Here is a 15,440-nt window from a genome sequence, read left to right as displayed (position 1 = left end):
TATTGATTTATCATTTATGTTATATTATTTTGTAATAAACGGAATAAGGAGTGTTTAAATGTTTTTTACCAAAGTATTTGTTAACGCATTATTTATAGCAACCCAAATACAATTTAGTACAACTTATCAATACAAGCGCAGTTTACTGGTCGCTATTCTTTATACAACATATGTCTACATTATTTTTCCTCATGTCACATACGGCTTTATATATATATTTCTTCTTATAATGTTATGGTTACTTTTTTCCGCCTCATATTTTCAGCGCACTCACTTATTTGATTCATATAAAAGTCGTACAGAATCTAAATGATTCTGTACGACTTTTTATTTATATTTTACTGAACTAATTGTGCTTTATCCGCCGGCTCGTTATAAATATCTGTATCTAGTTCATTCGTTACCCGGCTGGATACGACACCCGAAACCATGGAGCCACTTACATTAAGCGCTGTACGTCCCATGTCGATTAACGGCTCTACAGATATTAAAATACCTGCTAAAGCTATCGGTAAATCCATTGCAGATAGAACGATGATTGCAGCGAACGTTGCACCGCCGCCAACACCTGCTACACCGAATGAGCTAATTGCTACGATTAATATTAATGTTGCAATAAACCCTGGCGATAATGGATTTATACCTACTGTTGGGGCAATCATAACCGCCAACATCGCTGGATATACTCCAGCACAACCATTTTGTCCGATCGATAAACCAAAGGAACCCGCAAAGTTTGCAACCCCATCCGGAACACCAAGACGCTTTGTTTGTGTTTGAATATTTAATGGTAATGCACCTGCACTTGAACGTGAAGTGAAGGCAAATAGTAATACTTCTGCTGATTTTTTCACATATGTTAACGGACTTAATCCTGTTAATGCAACAATAACTAAATGCAATAAGAACATAGCAATTAATGCAACATATGATGCCAAAATGAATTTACCTAAATCCATTATCGCCCCTAAATCACTCGTTGCAACTGTACGTGCCATAATTGCAGCTACACCGTATGGAGTTAAACGTAAGATAATGCGTACTACACCCATTATTAAACCGTATATAGCGTCGACACCTTTTTTTACGTTCGCTGCTGTTTCTTCTTCTTTACGACGAAGCGTTAAATAACTAAAGCCTAAAAATGCAGCAAAAATAACAACTCCAATTGTTGATGTTGCGCGAGATCCTGTTAGATCTGCAAATGGATTTGCAGGGAACATTGTTAAAATTTGTTCAGGTAACGATGTAACCTCAGCCGAACGTTCTACTAACGATTCCCCACGTGCAATTTCTGCTTCCCCTTGCATAATTTGAGTTGCATCTAGATCAAATGCAACTGTAGAGGCAATACCTAAACCAGCTGCTATTGCTGTAGTACCTATTAGTACAGATAAAATAACCGCGGCTGTTTTTCCTAAATTCTTTCCGAATGTTACTTTAGTAAATGCTGCTAATATTGAAATGAAAACTAAAGGCATTGCAATCATTTGTAATAATCGTACATATCCATTTCCAACGATGTTATACCACGGCATAGTCTCGGTAATTGCATCGGACTCCACGCCGTATGCAAATTGTAGCCCTATCCCGAGTAAAATTCCTAATCCTAATGCGATAAATACACGATTAGAAAATTTAACATGCTTTGTTTTAAGGAAATATAAAAATGTAATAACAATGATCAACAAGGCAATATTAAGTAAAACGAATAAATTCACCTTAAACTCCTCCTATTTAATAAAATGTACTTAATTATATTACTCTATAATCCTTATAAGTCAAGTTGGTATTTATTATTCTTATTTATTGTATGTTATTTACAAAATATGATGCTTATATTATAATTATTATTAAATAAGAAAACACTTATAATATAATTGAAATTCATTATCAGTTGATTTAACAATGATATTCATTATCAAGGAGGTATATATGAAAAATTCTAATCGAGAAAAGTTATCATTAAATGAGAAAATTATAGAACATAAAGAATTGATCGCTGCCTTAGTTTCCGGCTTTATTATTTTGCTCGCATGGAGGATGGAATCCACCGATCAAACAACCGCAGCTGTCATTGCATATTTAACAGCTTTTGTAATTGGCGGTTATGCCAAAGCAAAAGAAGGCATTGAAGATACAATTGAAAACAAATCTTTAAATGTTGAAATGTTAATGATTTTGGCAGCCATCGGATCAGCCATTATTGGATACTGGATGGAAGGTGCCATATTAATCTTTATATTTGCCTTAAGTGGCGCCCTTGAAACATATGCGATGAACAAAAGCCATCGTGAAATTTCCTCTTTAATGGAGTTACAGCCTGAAGAAGCTTGGCTTGTACGAGGCGGATTTGAGCCTATTAAAATATCTGTAAAAGATTTAAAAGTAAATGACCATATTTTAGTAAAGCCTGGAGAACGAATTCCTGCCGACGGAAAAGTATATAAAGGGATATCAACTGTCGATGAAGCAGCTATTACAGGTGAATCAATGCCGATTACGAAAAATATTGACGATGAAGTGTATGCAGGAACAGTGAACTTAAATGGAGTTTTAACTATTAGTGTAACGAAGCAAAGCGGAGAAACCTTATTCCAAAAAATTATTACACTTGTACAATCTGCGCAAAGTGAAAAGTCCCCATCACAGCAATTTATTGAACGCTTTGAAGGTATTTATGTAAAAGGAGTATTAATATCAGTCGGAATCATGATGTTTTTGCCCCACTATTTATTAGGCTGGGATTGGACGACAACTTTATACCGCGCAATGGTACTGTTGGTAGTGGCATCTCCTTGTGCCCTTGTAGCATCCATTATGCCAGCTACCCTATCTTCCATCTCAAATGGTGCCAGAAACGGTATTTTAGTTAAAGGTGGCTTACATTTAGAACATTTGAATACATTACGTGTCTTAGCTGTCGATAAAACCGGAACACTTACACAAGGCACACCAGCCGTAACAGATTTTATCGTTCGTGAGGATTTAAATAAAGATGAGACATTGGCATTAATCGCAGGCATTGAAGGACAATCAAACCACCCTCTTGCACAAGCGATTACTTCATTTGCAAAAAAACAAAATGTCATTGTCCCACAAAATATTATAATTGAAGATATACCTGGGTATGGGATAAAGGCACAATATAAAGAACAAAATTATACAATCGGCAAGCCTGATTTTGTCGGTAAAGATTTGGCCGTTTCTTTTTCGGACGGAGCATTGCAGCAATTAGGGAATGAAGGAAAGACAGTTGTATTTTTAAAAGACCAAAACGGAATTGCAGCATTAGTTGCCCTAAAAGATATAGTACGAGATGAAGCAAAAAAAGCAGTTTCAGCACTGAAAGAACTAGGCATTGATGTCATGATGCTTACTGGTGACAATGAAGCGACAGCAAAAACTATTGCAAATGAAGCTGGTGTAACAAACTATGTTGCAGAATGTTTACCTGAAACAAAGGTCGAACATATTAAGCAGTATAAGCAATCATACGGCAATGTTGGTATGGTGGGTGACGGGATTAATGATGCCCCAGCGCTAGCAACTGCTTCTGTTGGGATTGCAATGGGTGGCGGTACGGACGTGGCACTCGAAACAGCCGATGTTGTATTGATGAAAAATGACCTTTCTAAGATTGCTTACGCTGTTAAGCTCTCTCGTAAAATGCAACGAATCGTTAAGCAAAATATAATTTTCTCGTTAACAGTCATCGCAATTCTCATTATCTCAAACTTTTTCCAGGCGATTAGCCTCCCCCTTGGGGTTATTGGTCATGAAGGAAGCACGATTTTAGTTATTTTAAATGGCCTGCGTATGTTGAGCAAAAATGTTTAATGGCTTGCTACTAAAAATAACCAACTGACAATAACCATAAATAAAGCACGACGCCTAAATATTTATGGCGTCGTGCTTTTTGTGTGACAAAACAATTTAGAAAACAGGTGTCTTTGCATTCTTTTTATTTTTCTTGGCAATCTGTCTTTTTTGGAATGTGGCATTTAATATTCCACCCAATATTAAAATCATTCCTGTAAAGTACAGCCAAAGCATTAGTATAATGACCCCGCCAATACTGCCGTAAGTAGCACTAAAATTGCCGAAATTGTTAATATAAAATGAAAAGCCATAAGTTAATGTAAGCCAGCCTAGTGTTGCCAATATTGAGCCTGGTACAACACTAACAATTGTTAATCGAGGATCAGTATTAGGAACAATCCAATACATAACCGTTAATAAAAGAAAAATAAGGGTAGGCGGCATAATCCAACGAAGCGTAGTCCAAAGACCTGCCAATGATTCTTCTATACCAAAATAGCCGAACACTACATTTTCAATTTGCTGTCCAAAAACCGGCAAGACAAGAGCAATTAAAATAATAATTACTAACGAAATAGTAAATAAAAGAGACCAAATACGATTTATAAAACCTGCTCTAGCTTCAACATCATAGGCACGATTTAATGTTTTCATCAGTGCGTCTACAGCACGCGAGGCAGACCAAATTGTACCGATAATACCAACTGAAAGTAAACCGCCATTTTGGTTGGTTAGTACTTCCGAAAGTGTCCCTTCAATAAGAACATAAACTTCCTCAGGCATTATATCACTCAAGAAATCGAATACTTGCCCTTGTTCTAAATTTAAATATGGTAAGAGTGTTACCATAAAAATAAGCATCGGGAAAAATGATAGTAAAAAGAAATAAGCAAGTAGTGCACCCATCCCCGACATATCAACTTTTTGAATACGGTATATTAAATCCTGAAAAAAACCTTTTGTCGTTAAAACATTTATTTGACTAGGGTCAGGTGAAACATATGATTTAATAAGTGAAATCTTTTCTTTAAATTCTTCTTTCTCTTCCATATAGCCACCACCTTTTGAATTACCCAGAAAAAAGATACACTGAATACCTTTCTATCCGGATAACGCCCTAACGGATGTCCCAGATATCGAAATAACTCCAAGAAAAAATCTGTACATATTTACACTAAGGCGAATTTAATTAGCCAGCTTGTTCATCCTTTTTTGAAAATGCATCAATCGTTTCGGAAACCATACTTTGTATCGTAGTTGGCAATTCTTTAATATCATTTCCATTTTGCATAATAGACTGAATACTATCATTTACTGTTCCGTAAACTGTTTGAGCCTGCTCAATTTTCGATTCAACTAATGCTAATAGTTCGTCACGGTTTTCAGCATAATAAACAACCGTATCTTTTGCATTTTTAGCTGTCTTTACAGTATGCTCTCTTGTTTGCTTATCTAACATACTGATTGCTGCACCAGTTACTGCTCCAATTGCTATAAACGGTAATAGTTTACTTTTCATATTTTACTCTCCTCCTGTGTATGCTTTCATATTCCCATAAAAATTTCCTATAAAACTTATCTACAACCATTTTAGCGAATGTTCGCTATTTTTAAAAGCATTCCTAAAACTTTTACGGGTTGACAAGAAGTGCCTTGCATGAAATGATATTTTTGTAAACACTGAAAGGTAGGGCAAAAAATATGGACTTATCCAACCCATCACAACAAAATGTCAATTATATGATAGAACAAATCAAGGAAAAACTACGTATGGTAAACGTTGACGCTATGCAATCAGAGGCATTCGATGAAAATAAATACGAGGATTTACAATATCTATATGAAATGGTTATGAAACGAGACTCGTTCAGCCCTAGCGAAATGAATGCTATTGTTGCAGAATTAGGCTCCCTTCGTAAATAAAAGGAAGCAATAAAAGGAAGCTCATCGATATTTTTCGACGAGCTTCCTTTTATTTCATAACTATTCCCCAGGAAATACGATTACTTATTAAGTTCGACAGCAATTTTTGCGCCTACACGTGCATTGTGTTTTACTAATGCAATATTTGCATCGAGTGACTTACCTTCAGTCAGTTCCTTCACTTTGCCCAGTAAGAATGGTGTTACATTTTTGCCTGCAATACCTTGTTCTTTTGCTTCTCTTAGTGCATTGTCGATAATAGTATCCATTACACTTGTTTCCATAGCATCCTCAACTGGAATTGGGTTGGCGATTAATGCCCCACCACGTAAGCCTAAATCCCATTTTGCGCGTAGAATAGCTGCAGTTTCTTCTGCTGAATCAACACGAATGTTTACATCAAATTCACTCTCACGTGCATAGAATGCCGGTAATTTGTCAATCCCGTATCCGATTACTGGTACACCTTTTGTTTCTAAATATTCTAATGTTAAGCCGATATCTAAAATGGATTTTGCACCTGCACATACAACAGCTACATTTGTCATTGCTAATTCTTCCAAGTCTGCAGAAATATCCATCGTTGTTTCAGCCCCACGGTGAACCCCGCCAATACCACCTGTTACGAATAATTCAATACCAGCTAACTCTGCACAGATCATTGTTGCTGCTACAGTTGTTGCTCCAATTTTTTTAGTTGCAAGTAAATAGCCAATATCGCGGCGACTTGTTTTTGCTACACCTTGAGCATTACCGAACATTTCTAACTCTTCATCGGATAAACCAATTTTGATTTTCCCGTCGATTAATGCGATTGTTGCTGGTACTGCACCACCATCACGAATAATTTGTTCTACTTCACGAGCTGTTTGTACGTTTTGAGGATATGGCATACCATGAGAAATGATTGTCGATTCAAGAGCTACAATAGGTAGACCTTTCTCTTTTGCTTCTAATACCTCTTGTGAATATGATAAATATTGTTCCATTATAAATTCCTCCATTCAAGTAATTTTTCCTTTGTTAAATCTTCTCGTACAGTTTTGTCTGATTGTAATGTTTTTGATGCATTTGTTAAACCAAGTTGGATTGCTTCTTTAAAGTCCTCATTGTTTAATACTCCATGTAAAAATGCACTTACAAAAGCATCTCCCGCACCTGTAACATCTACAATATTTTTTGTTGCAATGGCTTTATAATGCGTCACTGTACCATCATGACCAGCCATTACTCCATGTTCTCCTAATGTAAGGACGACATATTTTGCCCCTTTTTGTAGCATTGCTTTTACTGCCTTTTCATAATGACCAAATTTCTCCAAATTCATATTCAAATACTTTTCTGCTTCATCACGATTGCAAATAAAGTAATGTACCCCCTGTAAATCTTCTGGCATGTTTTTCATCTTAGGGGATGAAACAGGAATAACAGCGAATGGAATTTTACGCTCATGGGCAAACTCTTTTACATATTCCACTGTTTCCAATGGACAGTTTAAATCAATTATTAAACAGCTCGCATTTTGCATTATGGATTCATACTTTTTTAAAACAGTTGGAGATAGTTGTTCATATATTTCCATATTCGCCATGGAGATTACCAGTTCCCCGGAATGCGCCAATACGGCTGTGTAAGAACCTGTTTTATAGTCTTTTAACTTTTCCACTAGATCAAGACTCATCGTAGCATTACAATTCTGTTCAATATATATGGCATCATGATCATCACCCATTACGGTAATTAATGAAACACGGTTACCTAAACGACCAATATTTTCTGCTATGTTACGCGCCACCCCACCAACCGTTTCAGTTACCGAAGCAGGATTTGAAGTACCTAACTGGACATCTTGTTCAATTGTAAATTTACGGTCGACGTTAGCACCGCCAATTGCGATAATATGATTTTTCTCCGGCAAGACATATGCTCGTCCAAGAATTTCTCCGCGTTTAATCAGTGACGAGATGATATTGGCAAGTGCTGGTCTTGACATCCCTAATTGCTCTGCCATTTCCTGTTGAGACAGATAAGGATTTTTTTTTATCAATTGAAAGATTAGCTTTTCTTTTTCATTCAACTACATCACCTCGATTCAAACATTTGTTTATAATTATAAACTTTTGTTTAAAAGGTGTCAAAAATAAAAAAAGCTGTTTAGAAAGTTTACTCTCTAAACAGCTTTTATTACTCTACAATTAGTTCTCCATTTTCAGTGATACGTGGTTGTACAAGAACCTCAACACGGCGATTTTTTGCTTTTCCTTCTTCTGTATCATTGGAGGCAATTGGTTGGAATTCACCGAATCCTTTAACACTGAAGTATTTCGGGTCAAGCGCTTCATTACCCGTAACAACTTCCTTCATAAAGTTTACAGCCCGCATAACTGATAAATCCCAGTTGGAATCAAACTCAGTAGTATTGATCGGAACATTATCTGTATGACCGGTAATAACAATATTACGTGGTGGGTCAAACATTAACAGTTGCGCAATCTCATCGGCAATGGTTGCATACTCTTCCTTTACTTCTGCACGCCCCATGTCGAATAAAATACTATCTCGAATCGTAATTAACAAACCTTCTTCTGTCAATTTTGTTTCAAACTGATTTTCCAATTCATGAATTGCAATGAATTCGTCCACACGATTTTGCGTTTCCAGTAGACGTTCTTGGTCTTCCATATATTTAGAAACCCCTGATTGAATATTGGAAGTCGAACCATTAGGTGTTTGAACTACTGAAGGGTTGTCCATAACCCCTGTACCACTTGTGAAAATTTCATTAAATACAGCAGACATTTGCTGTAGTTTTGTTTCGTCGACAGAACTTGATGCAAATAGGACGATAAATAATGCTAATAATAATGTTAAAATATCCGCATAAGGTACTAGCCATGATTCGTCTACATGTTCCTCATGCTTTTTATGTCTTTTACGCTTCTTTGCCAAGGCCACCCGCCCCGCTTTCGGTAATTTGCTTACGTTCTTCCATCGTTAAATATGAAGCAAGCTTCTGCTCGATTACTCGAGGAGCTTCACCTTCAAGTACAGATAAAATCCCTTCAATCATCATCTGCTTTTGCTTAACTTCTACAGAAGATTTACGTTTTAACTTATTGGCAAATGGATGCCATAGTACATACCCTGTAAAGATACCTAATAATGTAGCAACAAAGGCAGCAGAAATTGCTACACCTAATTTATCGATATCTGTCATATCTTTTAAAGCTGCAATAAGCCCTACTACAGCCCCTAATACACCAAGAGTTGGTGCATATGTACCTGCTTGGGTAAAGATTCCTGCACCACTTGCATGGCGGTCTTCCATCGCTTCTACTTCCTCTGAAAGCACATCGCGAATATAGTCTGCATTTTGACCATCTATTGCCAGCGTTAAGCCATTTTTCAGGAAAGGATCTTCAATTTCAGATGCTTTGCTTTCTAGAGCCAATAAACCTTCACGACGAGCTAAATCTGCCCACTGTGCAAACATTTTGATTAAATCAATATCACTAGCTAATTTTGTTTCTGTAAATAAAATTTTAAAAAGTTTTGGAATTCGTTTTAATTCCTTCATTGGGAACGCGATTGTTACCGCTGCAATTGTACCAAAGATGATAATTAAAATAGCGGCAGGATTCAATAATGCGTCAGGTGTTACACCTTTCATAAACATCCCTAATAATAGAGCAAAAAAGGCAAGTATTATCCCAACAACCGATGATATATCCATATGTAGTACCTCCAAATTACTATGTCTTTTCTTATTTCGGTATATTTATCTTTTTATTAACTTCCTTTACACTGGTATTAGAACAATTTTTATATTTTTCGATACATTTATTATTTTTATCACAATTTCTACCCTTTTGATAATGGTGTATCAAAAAATAAAAATATTTTATGACAATTACTGGAGGAATGTTTCAAATGAATTCAATGTTCGAAAGTAAGTTAACAAAGTATGCGGAATTGGCAGTAAAAATCGGTGTTAATATTCAACCAAATCAATATTTGTATATCGCTGCTTCCATTGAATCAGCACCATTTGTACAAGTTGTAACTAAAATCGCCTATGAGGCAGGGGCAAAGCAAGTATTTGTAGATTATACAGATGACCAAATTACGCGTACTCGTTACGAGTTAGCACCGGATGATTCTTTTGATTTCTTCCCTCCATGGAAAGTCCAGGAGCGTGAGTGGCTGGCTGAACAAGGTGCAGCATTTATGAGCATCGTTTCGCAAAGTCCTGATCTACTAGCTGGTATCGATTCAAAACGTATTGCAACTTTCCAAAAAGCAGCCGGAATTGCGTTAAATAAATACCGCCAGTACGTACAATCAGATAAAATCAGCTGGACTGTCATTGCAGCTCCTTCTAAACAATGGGCTAAAAAAGTATTTTCAGATTTACCTGAAAATGAACAAGTGGAAGCATTATGGGAGGCTATTTTTAAAGCGACACGAGCTGACTTAGACAACCCTGTCCAAGCTTGGGCAGAGCATAATGATAACTTACATGAAAAAGTAGATTACTTAAATAATAAAAACTATGCAAAGCTGCACTATACAGCACCTGGAACGGATTTAACGATAGAGCTTCCGAAAGGTCATTTATGGTGCGGTGCAGGCAGTGTCAATGAAAAAGGCGAAGAATTCATGGCTAATATGCCCACTGAAGAAGTTTTTACAGTACCGCATAAAAATGGTGTAAACGGGTATGTATCTAGTACAAAACCACTTAGCTACGGTGGCAATATAATCGATAATTTTAAAATTACATTTGAAAATGGGCGTATTATAAATGTTGAAGCTGAACAAGGCGAAGAAGTTTTGAAAAACCTTGTAGCAACAGATGAGGGCTCTCATTATTTAGGGGAAGTGGCACTTGTACCTTTCCATTCACCTATCTCTGAATCGAATATTTTATTTTACAATACACTATTCGATGAAAATGCATCAAACCACTTAGCCATTGGCAGTGCTTATGCATTTTGTTTAGAAGGCGGGAAAACGATGTCACAGGAAGAATTGGAAAAACACGGGTTAAATAATAGTATTACGCATGTTGACTTTATGATTGGTTCTGCGCAAATGAATATCGATGGCATTACTGAAGATGGTCAGGCAGAAGCTGTTTTCCGTGATGGAAACTGGGCATTCTAAATCTTCAAGATGTCGCCATATTTACAATTTATTCTGAAGTAAATGCATAAATTCCCCTACAATGTTCCAATTTATTAGGTTATAATTGGTTAATGATTCTTATTATTAAATAGAGAGGAGTTTTTATGATGTTTGATCACCGTCATCCGTTTTTGTCTGATTACTATACGTTAGTTTTAGGTTTCTCAGCAGTTATTCTTGTTCTTTTAGTAATGTTTATCATGTACTTACGAATCGGATTACAATCTCATGACTCTGTTATAGTAGATTCAAAGGCTAATGCATTCGCGCCAAACGAAAAATCACTAGATGGTCACCACCATCATTAATATTTTTCACAACCGTTCTATTTGAGCGGTTGTTTTTTATTGCTGAATTACTGCTTTAGTTCTCTTTATTTATTGGATTTTTAACTATAATTGTGCGCATTTATTTGAATTATCTAAATAATATTTTAAAATGAATACAGAAACGAAAGGGGTATGAACAAATGTCTGCATTACAAAATATTCTAGAGTTTAATGAAAAGTTTGTTGCTGAAAAGCAATATGAAGAATACGCGACAACGAAGTTCCCTGATAAAAAGATTGTTGTTTTATCTTGTATGGATACGCGTTTAGTAGAATTATTACCAAAAGCAATGAACTTGCGCAACGGGGATGTAAAAGTTGTTAAAAGTGCTGGCGCAATCGTAAATCACCCATTTGGTGGCATTATGCGCAGTATATTGGTAGCCGTGTATGAATTACAGGCTGATGAAGTATATGTTATTGGTCATTATGATTGTGGTATGAGTGCCGTTGATTCAAATGTAATGATTGGTCATATGCTTGAACGTGGAGTAAAACAAGAAACGATAGATGTTATTAATTATGCACGCGTAGATTTAAAAGAATGGTTACGTGGTTTCGGCGATATTAAAACGAGTGTTTTAAAAAGCGTTGATTTAGTAAGAAATCATCCATTAATGCCTGCTGGTGTTCCTGTACACGGTCTTATTATTGATCCTGCAACTGGTAAATTAGATTTAGTAACTGATGGATCTGAAGAAATAAAATAATAAGCTATAGCCTTACCCACAGGACTTTATTGGGTAAGTGCTATAGCTTTTTTTATAGTCATATAAAGATCACCTATTTATATATTCTCGCTGTAATATTGCGTACATATAATGGTCAACCCATTTACCATTAATAAATAATAATTCTCGGAGTAAACCCTCTCTCGTAAATCCTGACTTCTCTAAAACGCGTATAGAGCCCACATTTTGAGGAGCGACATATGCTTCAATACGATGAATATTTAAAGTCGAAAATGCGAATTCCATTACTAAACGTACTGCTTCGGTTACAATGCCTCTTCCAATAAATTTTTCATCCATAGAATATCCGATAAAACCGCTGGAGTATGGCAAGCGTTTTATAGAGTAGAGAGATATATGACCAATCAGTAGACCTGTTTCATTATGGAAGATTCCAAAGGAAAACTCTCTGTTTGTTTGCAAAAGATGCATGCTTTCCATTATTTTCTTGTACTGTGTCTCTTCTGTATAAAATTCATCCCGATGTAACGGTTCGTATGTTGACCAATAAAATTTGTTATCCACTAATAGCTTAGTCAATGCTCTTGCATCGGACAGTGTAAATGTACGCAATGAACATTGTTGCCCAATAAGTTGAACCATTGGACCCTCCTTCTTTCGAAATAGCTTAATTAAGCTTTTCATTTAACTCACCTACATTTCACAGCCAAACTTACTTATCTGTTTTTGATTTTTTCTTTTTTGGCTTTGGCTTTGGCTGTATTTCTATAAATTCAGGTTTTTCACTATCTGCCGCAAGTTCCTTATGATTTTCAAAAACATTGGTAAGCTGAAGACCCCGTTTAGTAATTTGTGTTTCAATTTGCGCAACCGCTTCTTTTAGCACTTGTACTCGTGCATAAAATTTATCGTTGCCAGGAATTAAACACCAATGGGCATTTTCTGTATTTGTTTTAGCAAACATTTCATCTGCCGCTTCCATATATAGATTGAACTTTTCACGATTTCGCCAATCTTCATCTGTTAGTTTCCAAGATTTATATGGATCTGCCGCTCTCTCCATAAAGCGCTTCAACTGCTCATCTGCATCAATATGAACCCAAAACTTAACTATAATATAATCTTCATCCGTTAATTGCTTTTCAAAGTCATTAATTTCGTTATAAGCACGCTTCCATTCATGTTCTTTTGCAAAGCCTTCTATGCGTTCCACTAATACACGACCATACCAGGAACGGTCAAAGATGGCTATCTGACCATGCTGAGGAAGCTTCCGCCAAAAACGGTGCATATAGTGATAACGCTTTTCGTGTGGCTGTGGTGCGGAAATTGGTGAAACGATTAAACCACGTGGATCAATGTGTTCTGTTAATCGCTTTATTGCGCCCCCTTTGCCTGCTGCATCCATACCTTCAAAAACGAAGATGAGACCGATTTTATTGTTGTATAAAAATTGCTGTATATTAAGCATTTTATACTGCAACTCTTTCAATTGCTTTTTGTAGAGCTTCTTATCCAATTTTAATGTAAGATCCAAATCGTTTAGTTTCTTCATTCAACGGCCCCCTCTATTGCGAATCATTATATATATTTTACTTGAAAGTGTTTAGAAATGGTAATTGTTGTTGTGATTTATTTGAATCGTTTGATTATTTTATGTTAATTTAATCTCCCTATAGAACAAAAGTAAAAAACGTGGCCGCACTATATGCTTCCACGTTTTTTATTAGTCTTCTAATGTTGTTAAAATAATTGGTTTGTCTTTTGTTACGATAATCGAATGTTCAATTTGTGCAACTAACGATTTATCCGGAGTAATAAATGTCCAACCATCTCCAGATTCAACAATATGCTCTGCCTTTGCTGAAATGAATGGCTCTACTGCTAAAACCATCCCTTCTTTCATAATCGTTGTATCCCATGCATCATAATAATTTAATACGTGGTTAGGCTCCTCATGCAATGATTTACCTAAACCATGACCTGTTAAGTTCATAATTACCGTTAGGCCATGATCACGCGCTTCACGCTCAACCGCCTTACCAATTTGATTTAATTTTGAACCTGCTTTAACTTTTGTCATTGCACGTTCAAATGCAGATTTTGCTACAGCACAAAGTTTTTCCTTATCTTCATAGCCTTCTCCAACAACAAAGGAAATTCCTGTATCTGCAAAATATCCATCTAAAGAACCTGATACGTCGATATTAACGATATCTCCTTCTTGAATCACTTTATTACCTGGAATACCATGTGCCACTTCATGATTCACCGAAATGCAAGTATAGCCCGGGAAGTCATATTCACCTTTTGGACCTGAAACAGCGCCAGCATCAGCAAACATCCGTCCTGCAATTTCATCCAATTCTTTTGTTGTCACGCCAGGTACTGTCGCAGCTTTCATCGCTTCACGAATTTCAGCACAAATGCGTCCTATTTTTTTAAAAGCCTGGATTTCTTCTTGAGTTGTAACAATCATGTGTAACTTCCTTCCTCTTAAACAATGTCTACCCTTAACTATAACATACTTAAAATCGGTTGTAAGTGTTCATTGTTTTTTTAAATGATGTGTTTAAATACAGGAATTATGTGCAAAAATGATTTATAGATTAATGTACATTGATAAAAAAACAAACTAGATTTGAAGTGTGGAAATCCGCACTGCAAACCTAGTTCTATTATAATAATTTAATTTATTGTACTTTTTGCAATAAACGTGGTGCAGACGTGAATAATAGGACGGCAATAATGGCTGTAATAATTGTTGCTGGCAGCATATAGGAACCGTTGTAGAGAATTGAATATGTCCACACATTATCGTCGCCTGCAAATTCCTTAAAGAAGACCACTCCGGCAAGTAAGTGGCAAACAAATCGTAAAGCTCCACCTAATAACGTACCTATTATAATATAGAGTGCCATCTTTGTTTTATGAAGTGACTGTGTTGCTTGCAGTAAAGGCTTTCTTATAACTGCCGCTAAACCTACTACAGTAAAAGCGAGACCATAATCCAGAATTGCCTGAAGCCAGTGAACAATATACGCGCCAAACATCATTTGCATTATGCCGATCAGTAGACCTGTTGCAAGACCTGCTGTTACTCCCCAACGAATTGCCATTAAAATAATAGGAACCATTACAAAGCTGATCGAACCACCTTGCGCCCACATTTTAAATGATATTTGATCCAACACCAGTCCGACGGCAGCGAAAATCGCTATTTCCACCATCATAAGTAATCTTTTTTTGTCCATAACAATGCTCCTTTCTTTTTTCCGATGTAACAGAAGTGAAGAAGGAATAGAAATTCATCTGCAAAAATAAAAAACGATAATCAGGACAAAAGCCTGACTATCGTTTGAACAGTCGGATTCTATCCACATCCCTACGCAAGTACTAACTTACAGGTTCAAAGAGTCAGTGCAATCACGTGCACAATCTCAGCCGACTTACTCGGCTCCCCTTGTGGTACATCTAAATAATTATT

The 15,440-nt window shown here is 36.3% G+C and carries 16 protein-coding genes and 1 riboswitch; of the genes, 5 read left to right on the top strand and 11 right to left on the bottom strand.

Annotated features, from left to right (window positions below):
- Window positions 1–338: 338 nt before the first annotated feature.
- Window positions 339–1,721, bottom strand: coding sequence for an L-cystine transporter (locus H9635_RS14380; protein WP_191701004.1), 1,383 nt, complete (start codon window positions 1,719–1,721; stop codon window positions 339–341).
- 214 nt (window positions 1,722–1,935) lie between these two features.
- Here H9635_RS14380 and H9635_RS14375 point away from each other — a divergent pair, with 214 nt between their 5' ends.
- Window positions 1,936–3,840 carry a heavy metal translocating P-type ATPase gene (locus H9635_RS14375; RefSeq protein WP_191701003.1) on the top strand — a complete coding sequence of 635 codons (1,905 nt, stop codon included), beginning with the start codon at window positions 1,936–1,938 and terminating at the stop codon, window positions 3,838–3,840.
- Between the two features lie 96 nt (window positions 3,841–3,936).
- On the opposite strand, the gene H9635_RS14370 is transcribed toward H9635_RS14375, so the two are convergent.
- Entirely contained in the window at window positions 3,937–4,872 is a 936-nt protein-coding gene (locus H9635_RS14370) for a YihY/virulence factor BrkB family protein (RefSeq protein ID WP_191701002.1), read from the bottom strand.
- Between the two features lie 139 nt (window positions 4,873–5,011).
- Window positions 5,012–5,341 carry a YtxH domain-containing protein gene (locus tag H9635_RS14365; RefSeq protein ID WP_191701001.1) on the bottom strand — a complete coding sequence of 110 codons (330 nt, stop codon included), beginning with the start codon at window positions 5,339–5,341 and terminating at the stop codon, window positions 5,012–5,014.
- A 182-nt stretch (window positions 5,342–5,523) separates the two neighbouring features.
- Between H9635_RS14365 and H9635_RS14360 the strand changes: the two genes are divergently transcribed.
- Window positions 5,524–5,745, top strand: a complete 222-nt coding sequence (locus H9635_RS14360; protein ID WP_191701000.1) for a DUF1128 domain-containing protein — start codon at window positions 5,524–5,526, stop codon at window positions 5,743–5,745.
- A gap of 80 nt (window positions 5,746–5,825) precedes the next feature.
- On the opposite strand, the gene H9635_RS14355 is transcribed toward H9635_RS14360, so the two are convergent.
- The 4 genes from H9635_RS14355 to motA all read right to left on the bottom strand — a co-directional run bounded on the left by H9635_RS14355 (window position 5,826) and on the right by motA (window position 9,478).
- Window positions 5,826–6,734 carry a pseudouridine-5'-phosphate glycosidase gene (locus tag H9635_RS14355; RefSeq protein ID WP_191700999.1) on the bottom strand — a complete coding sequence of 303 codons (909 nt, stop codon included), beginning with the start codon at window positions 6,732–6,734 and terminating at the stop codon, window positions 5,826–5,828.
- Window positions 6,734–7,822 carry a carbohydrate kinase gene (locus H9635_RS14350; RefSeq protein ID WP_191700998.1) on the bottom strand — a complete coding sequence of 363 codons (1,089 nt, stop codon included), beginning with the start codon at window positions 7,820–7,822 and terminating at the stop codon, window positions 6,734–6,736. The genes H9635_RS14355 and H9635_RS14350 overlap by 1 nt, the downstream gene beginning before the upstream one ends.
- A gap of 107 nt (window positions 7,823–7,929) precedes the next feature.
- Entirely contained in the window at window positions 7,930–8,694 is a 765-nt protein-coding gene (motB, locus tag H9635_RS14345; RefSeq protein ID WP_191700997.1) for a flagellar motor protein MotB, read from the bottom strand.
- Window positions 8,678–9,478 carry a flagellar motor stator protein MotA gene (gene motA, locus H9635_RS14340; protein ID WP_191700996.1) on the bottom strand — a complete coding sequence of 267 codons (801 nt, stop codon included), beginning with the start codon at window positions 9,476–9,478 and terminating at the stop codon, window positions 8,678–8,680. The genes motB and motA overlap by 17 nt, the downstream gene beginning before the upstream one ends.
- A 197-nt stretch (window positions 9,479–9,675) precedes the next feature.
- Here motA and H9635_RS14335 point away from each other — a divergent pair, with 197 nt between their 5' ends.
- From H9635_RS14335 to H9635_RS14325, 3 genes are all read left to right on the top strand, one after another.
- Window positions 9,676–10,911 (top strand): aminopeptidase, encoded by a 1,236-nt coding sequence (locus H9635_RS14335; protein ID WP_191700995.1) that lies wholly within the window; start codon window positions 9,676–9,678, stop codon window positions 10,909–10,911.
- Window positions 10,912–11,036: 125 nt separating this feature from the next.
- Window positions 11,037–11,240, top strand: coding sequence for a hypothetical protein (locus tag H9635_RS14330; RefSeq protein ID WP_225231322.1), 204 nt, complete (start codon window positions 11,037–11,039; stop codon window positions 11,238–11,240).
- A gap of 161 nt (window positions 11,241–11,401) precedes the next feature.
- On the top strand, window positions 11,402–11,971 hold the full coding sequence (locus H9635_RS14325; RefSeq protein WP_191700994.1) for a beta-class carbonic anhydrase: 570 nt from the start codon (window positions 11,402–11,404) through the stop codon (window positions 11,969–11,971).
- A 69-nt stretch (window positions 11,972–12,040) separates the two neighbouring features.
- On the opposite strand, the gene H9635_RS14320 is transcribed toward H9635_RS14325, so the two are convergent.
- The 4 genes from H9635_RS14320 to thiT form a co-directional block, all read right to left on the bottom strand.
- Window positions 12,041–12,595 (bottom strand): GNAT family N-acetyltransferase, encoded by a 555-nt coding sequence (locus H9635_RS14320; RefSeq protein ID WP_191700993.1) that lies wholly within the window; start codon window positions 12,593–12,595, stop codon window positions 12,041–12,043.
- 70 nt (window positions 12,596–12,665) lie between these two features.
- Window positions 12,666–13,508, bottom strand: coding sequence for a polyphosphate kinase 2 family protein (locus H9635_RS14315; protein ID WP_191700992.1), 843 nt, complete (start codon window positions 13,506–13,508; stop codon window positions 12,666–12,668).
- 171 nt (window positions 13,509–13,679) lie between these two features.
- Window positions 13,680–14,432, bottom strand: a complete 753-nt coding sequence (gene map, locus H9635_RS14310; protein WP_191700991.1) for a type I methionyl aminopeptidase — start codon at window positions 14,430–14,432, stop codon at window positions 13,680–13,682.
- Window positions 14,433–14,646: 214 nt separating this feature from the next.
- Window positions 14,647–15,207 carry an energy-coupled thiamine transporter ThiT gene (gene thiT / locus H9635_RS14305; RefSeq protein ID WP_191700990.1) on the bottom strand — a complete coding sequence of 187 codons (561 nt, stop codon included), beginning with the start codon at window positions 15,205–15,207 and terminating at the stop codon, window positions 14,647–14,649.
- 111 nt (window positions 15,208–15,318) lie between these two features.
- Window positions 15,319–15,427, bottom strand: a riboswitch (TPP riboswitch).
- Window positions 15,428–15,440 lie beyond the last annotated feature (13 nt).

The sequence above is a fragment of the Solibacillus faecavium genome (assembly GCF_014836905.1).
Taxonomy (GTDB): Bacteria; Bacillota; Bacilli; order Bacillales_A; family Planococcaceae; genus Solibacillus; species Solibacillus faecavium.
Note: the sequence above shows the minus strand (reverse complement) of the source record. Positions and strands in the feature narration are given on the sequence as shown.

Coding starts and splice junctions, on each gene's coding strand:
- H9635_RS14365 (WP_191701001.1), bottom strand. CDS start 5,341: ATGAAAAGTAAACTATTACCGTTTATAGCAATTGGAGCAGTAACTGGT.
- H9635_RS14315 (WP_191700992.1), bottom strand. CDS start 13,508: ATGAAGAAACTAAACGATTTGGATCTTACATTAAAATTGGATAAGAAG.
- H9635_RS14355 (WP_191700999.1), bottom strand. CDS start 6,734: ATGGAACAATATTTATCATATTCACAAGAGGTATTAGAAGCAAAAGAG.
- map (WP_191700991.1), bottom strand. CDS start 14,432: ATGATTGTTACAACTCAAGAAGAAATCCAGGCTTTTAAAAAAATAGGA.
- H9635_RS14330 (WP_225231322.1), top strand. CDS start 11,037: ATGATGTTTGATCACCGTCATCCGTTTTTGTCTGATTACTATACGTTA.
- H9635_RS14335 (WP_191700995.1), top strand. CDS start 9,676: ATGAATTCAATGTTCGAAAGTAAGTTAACAAAGTATGCGGAATTGGCA.
- H9635_RS14370 (WP_191701002.1), bottom strand. CDS start 4,872: ATGGAAGAGAAAGAAGAATTTAAAGAAAAGATTTCACTTATTAAATCA.
- motA (WP_191700996.1), bottom strand. CDS start 9,478: ATGGATATATCATCGGTTGTTGGGATAATACTTGCCTTTTTTGCTCTA.
- H9635_RS14360 (WP_191701000.1), top strand. CDS start 5,524: ATGGACTTATCCAACCCATCACAACAAAATGTCAATTATATGATAGAA.
- H9635_RS14325 (WP_191700994.1), top strand. CDS start 11,402: ATGTCTGCATTACAAAATATTCTAGAGTTTAATGAAAAGTTTGTTGCT.
- H9635_RS14375 (WP_191701003.1), top strand. CDS start 1,936: ATGAAAAATTCTAATCGAGAAAAGTTATCATTAAATGAGAAAATTATA.
- H9635_RS14320 (WP_191700993.1), bottom strand. CDS start 12,595: ATGGTTCAACTTATTGGGCAACAATGTTCATTGCGTACATTTACACTG.
- thiT (WP_191700990.1), bottom strand. CDS start 15,207: ATGGACAAAAAAAGATTACTTATGATGGTGGAAATAGCGATTTTCGCT.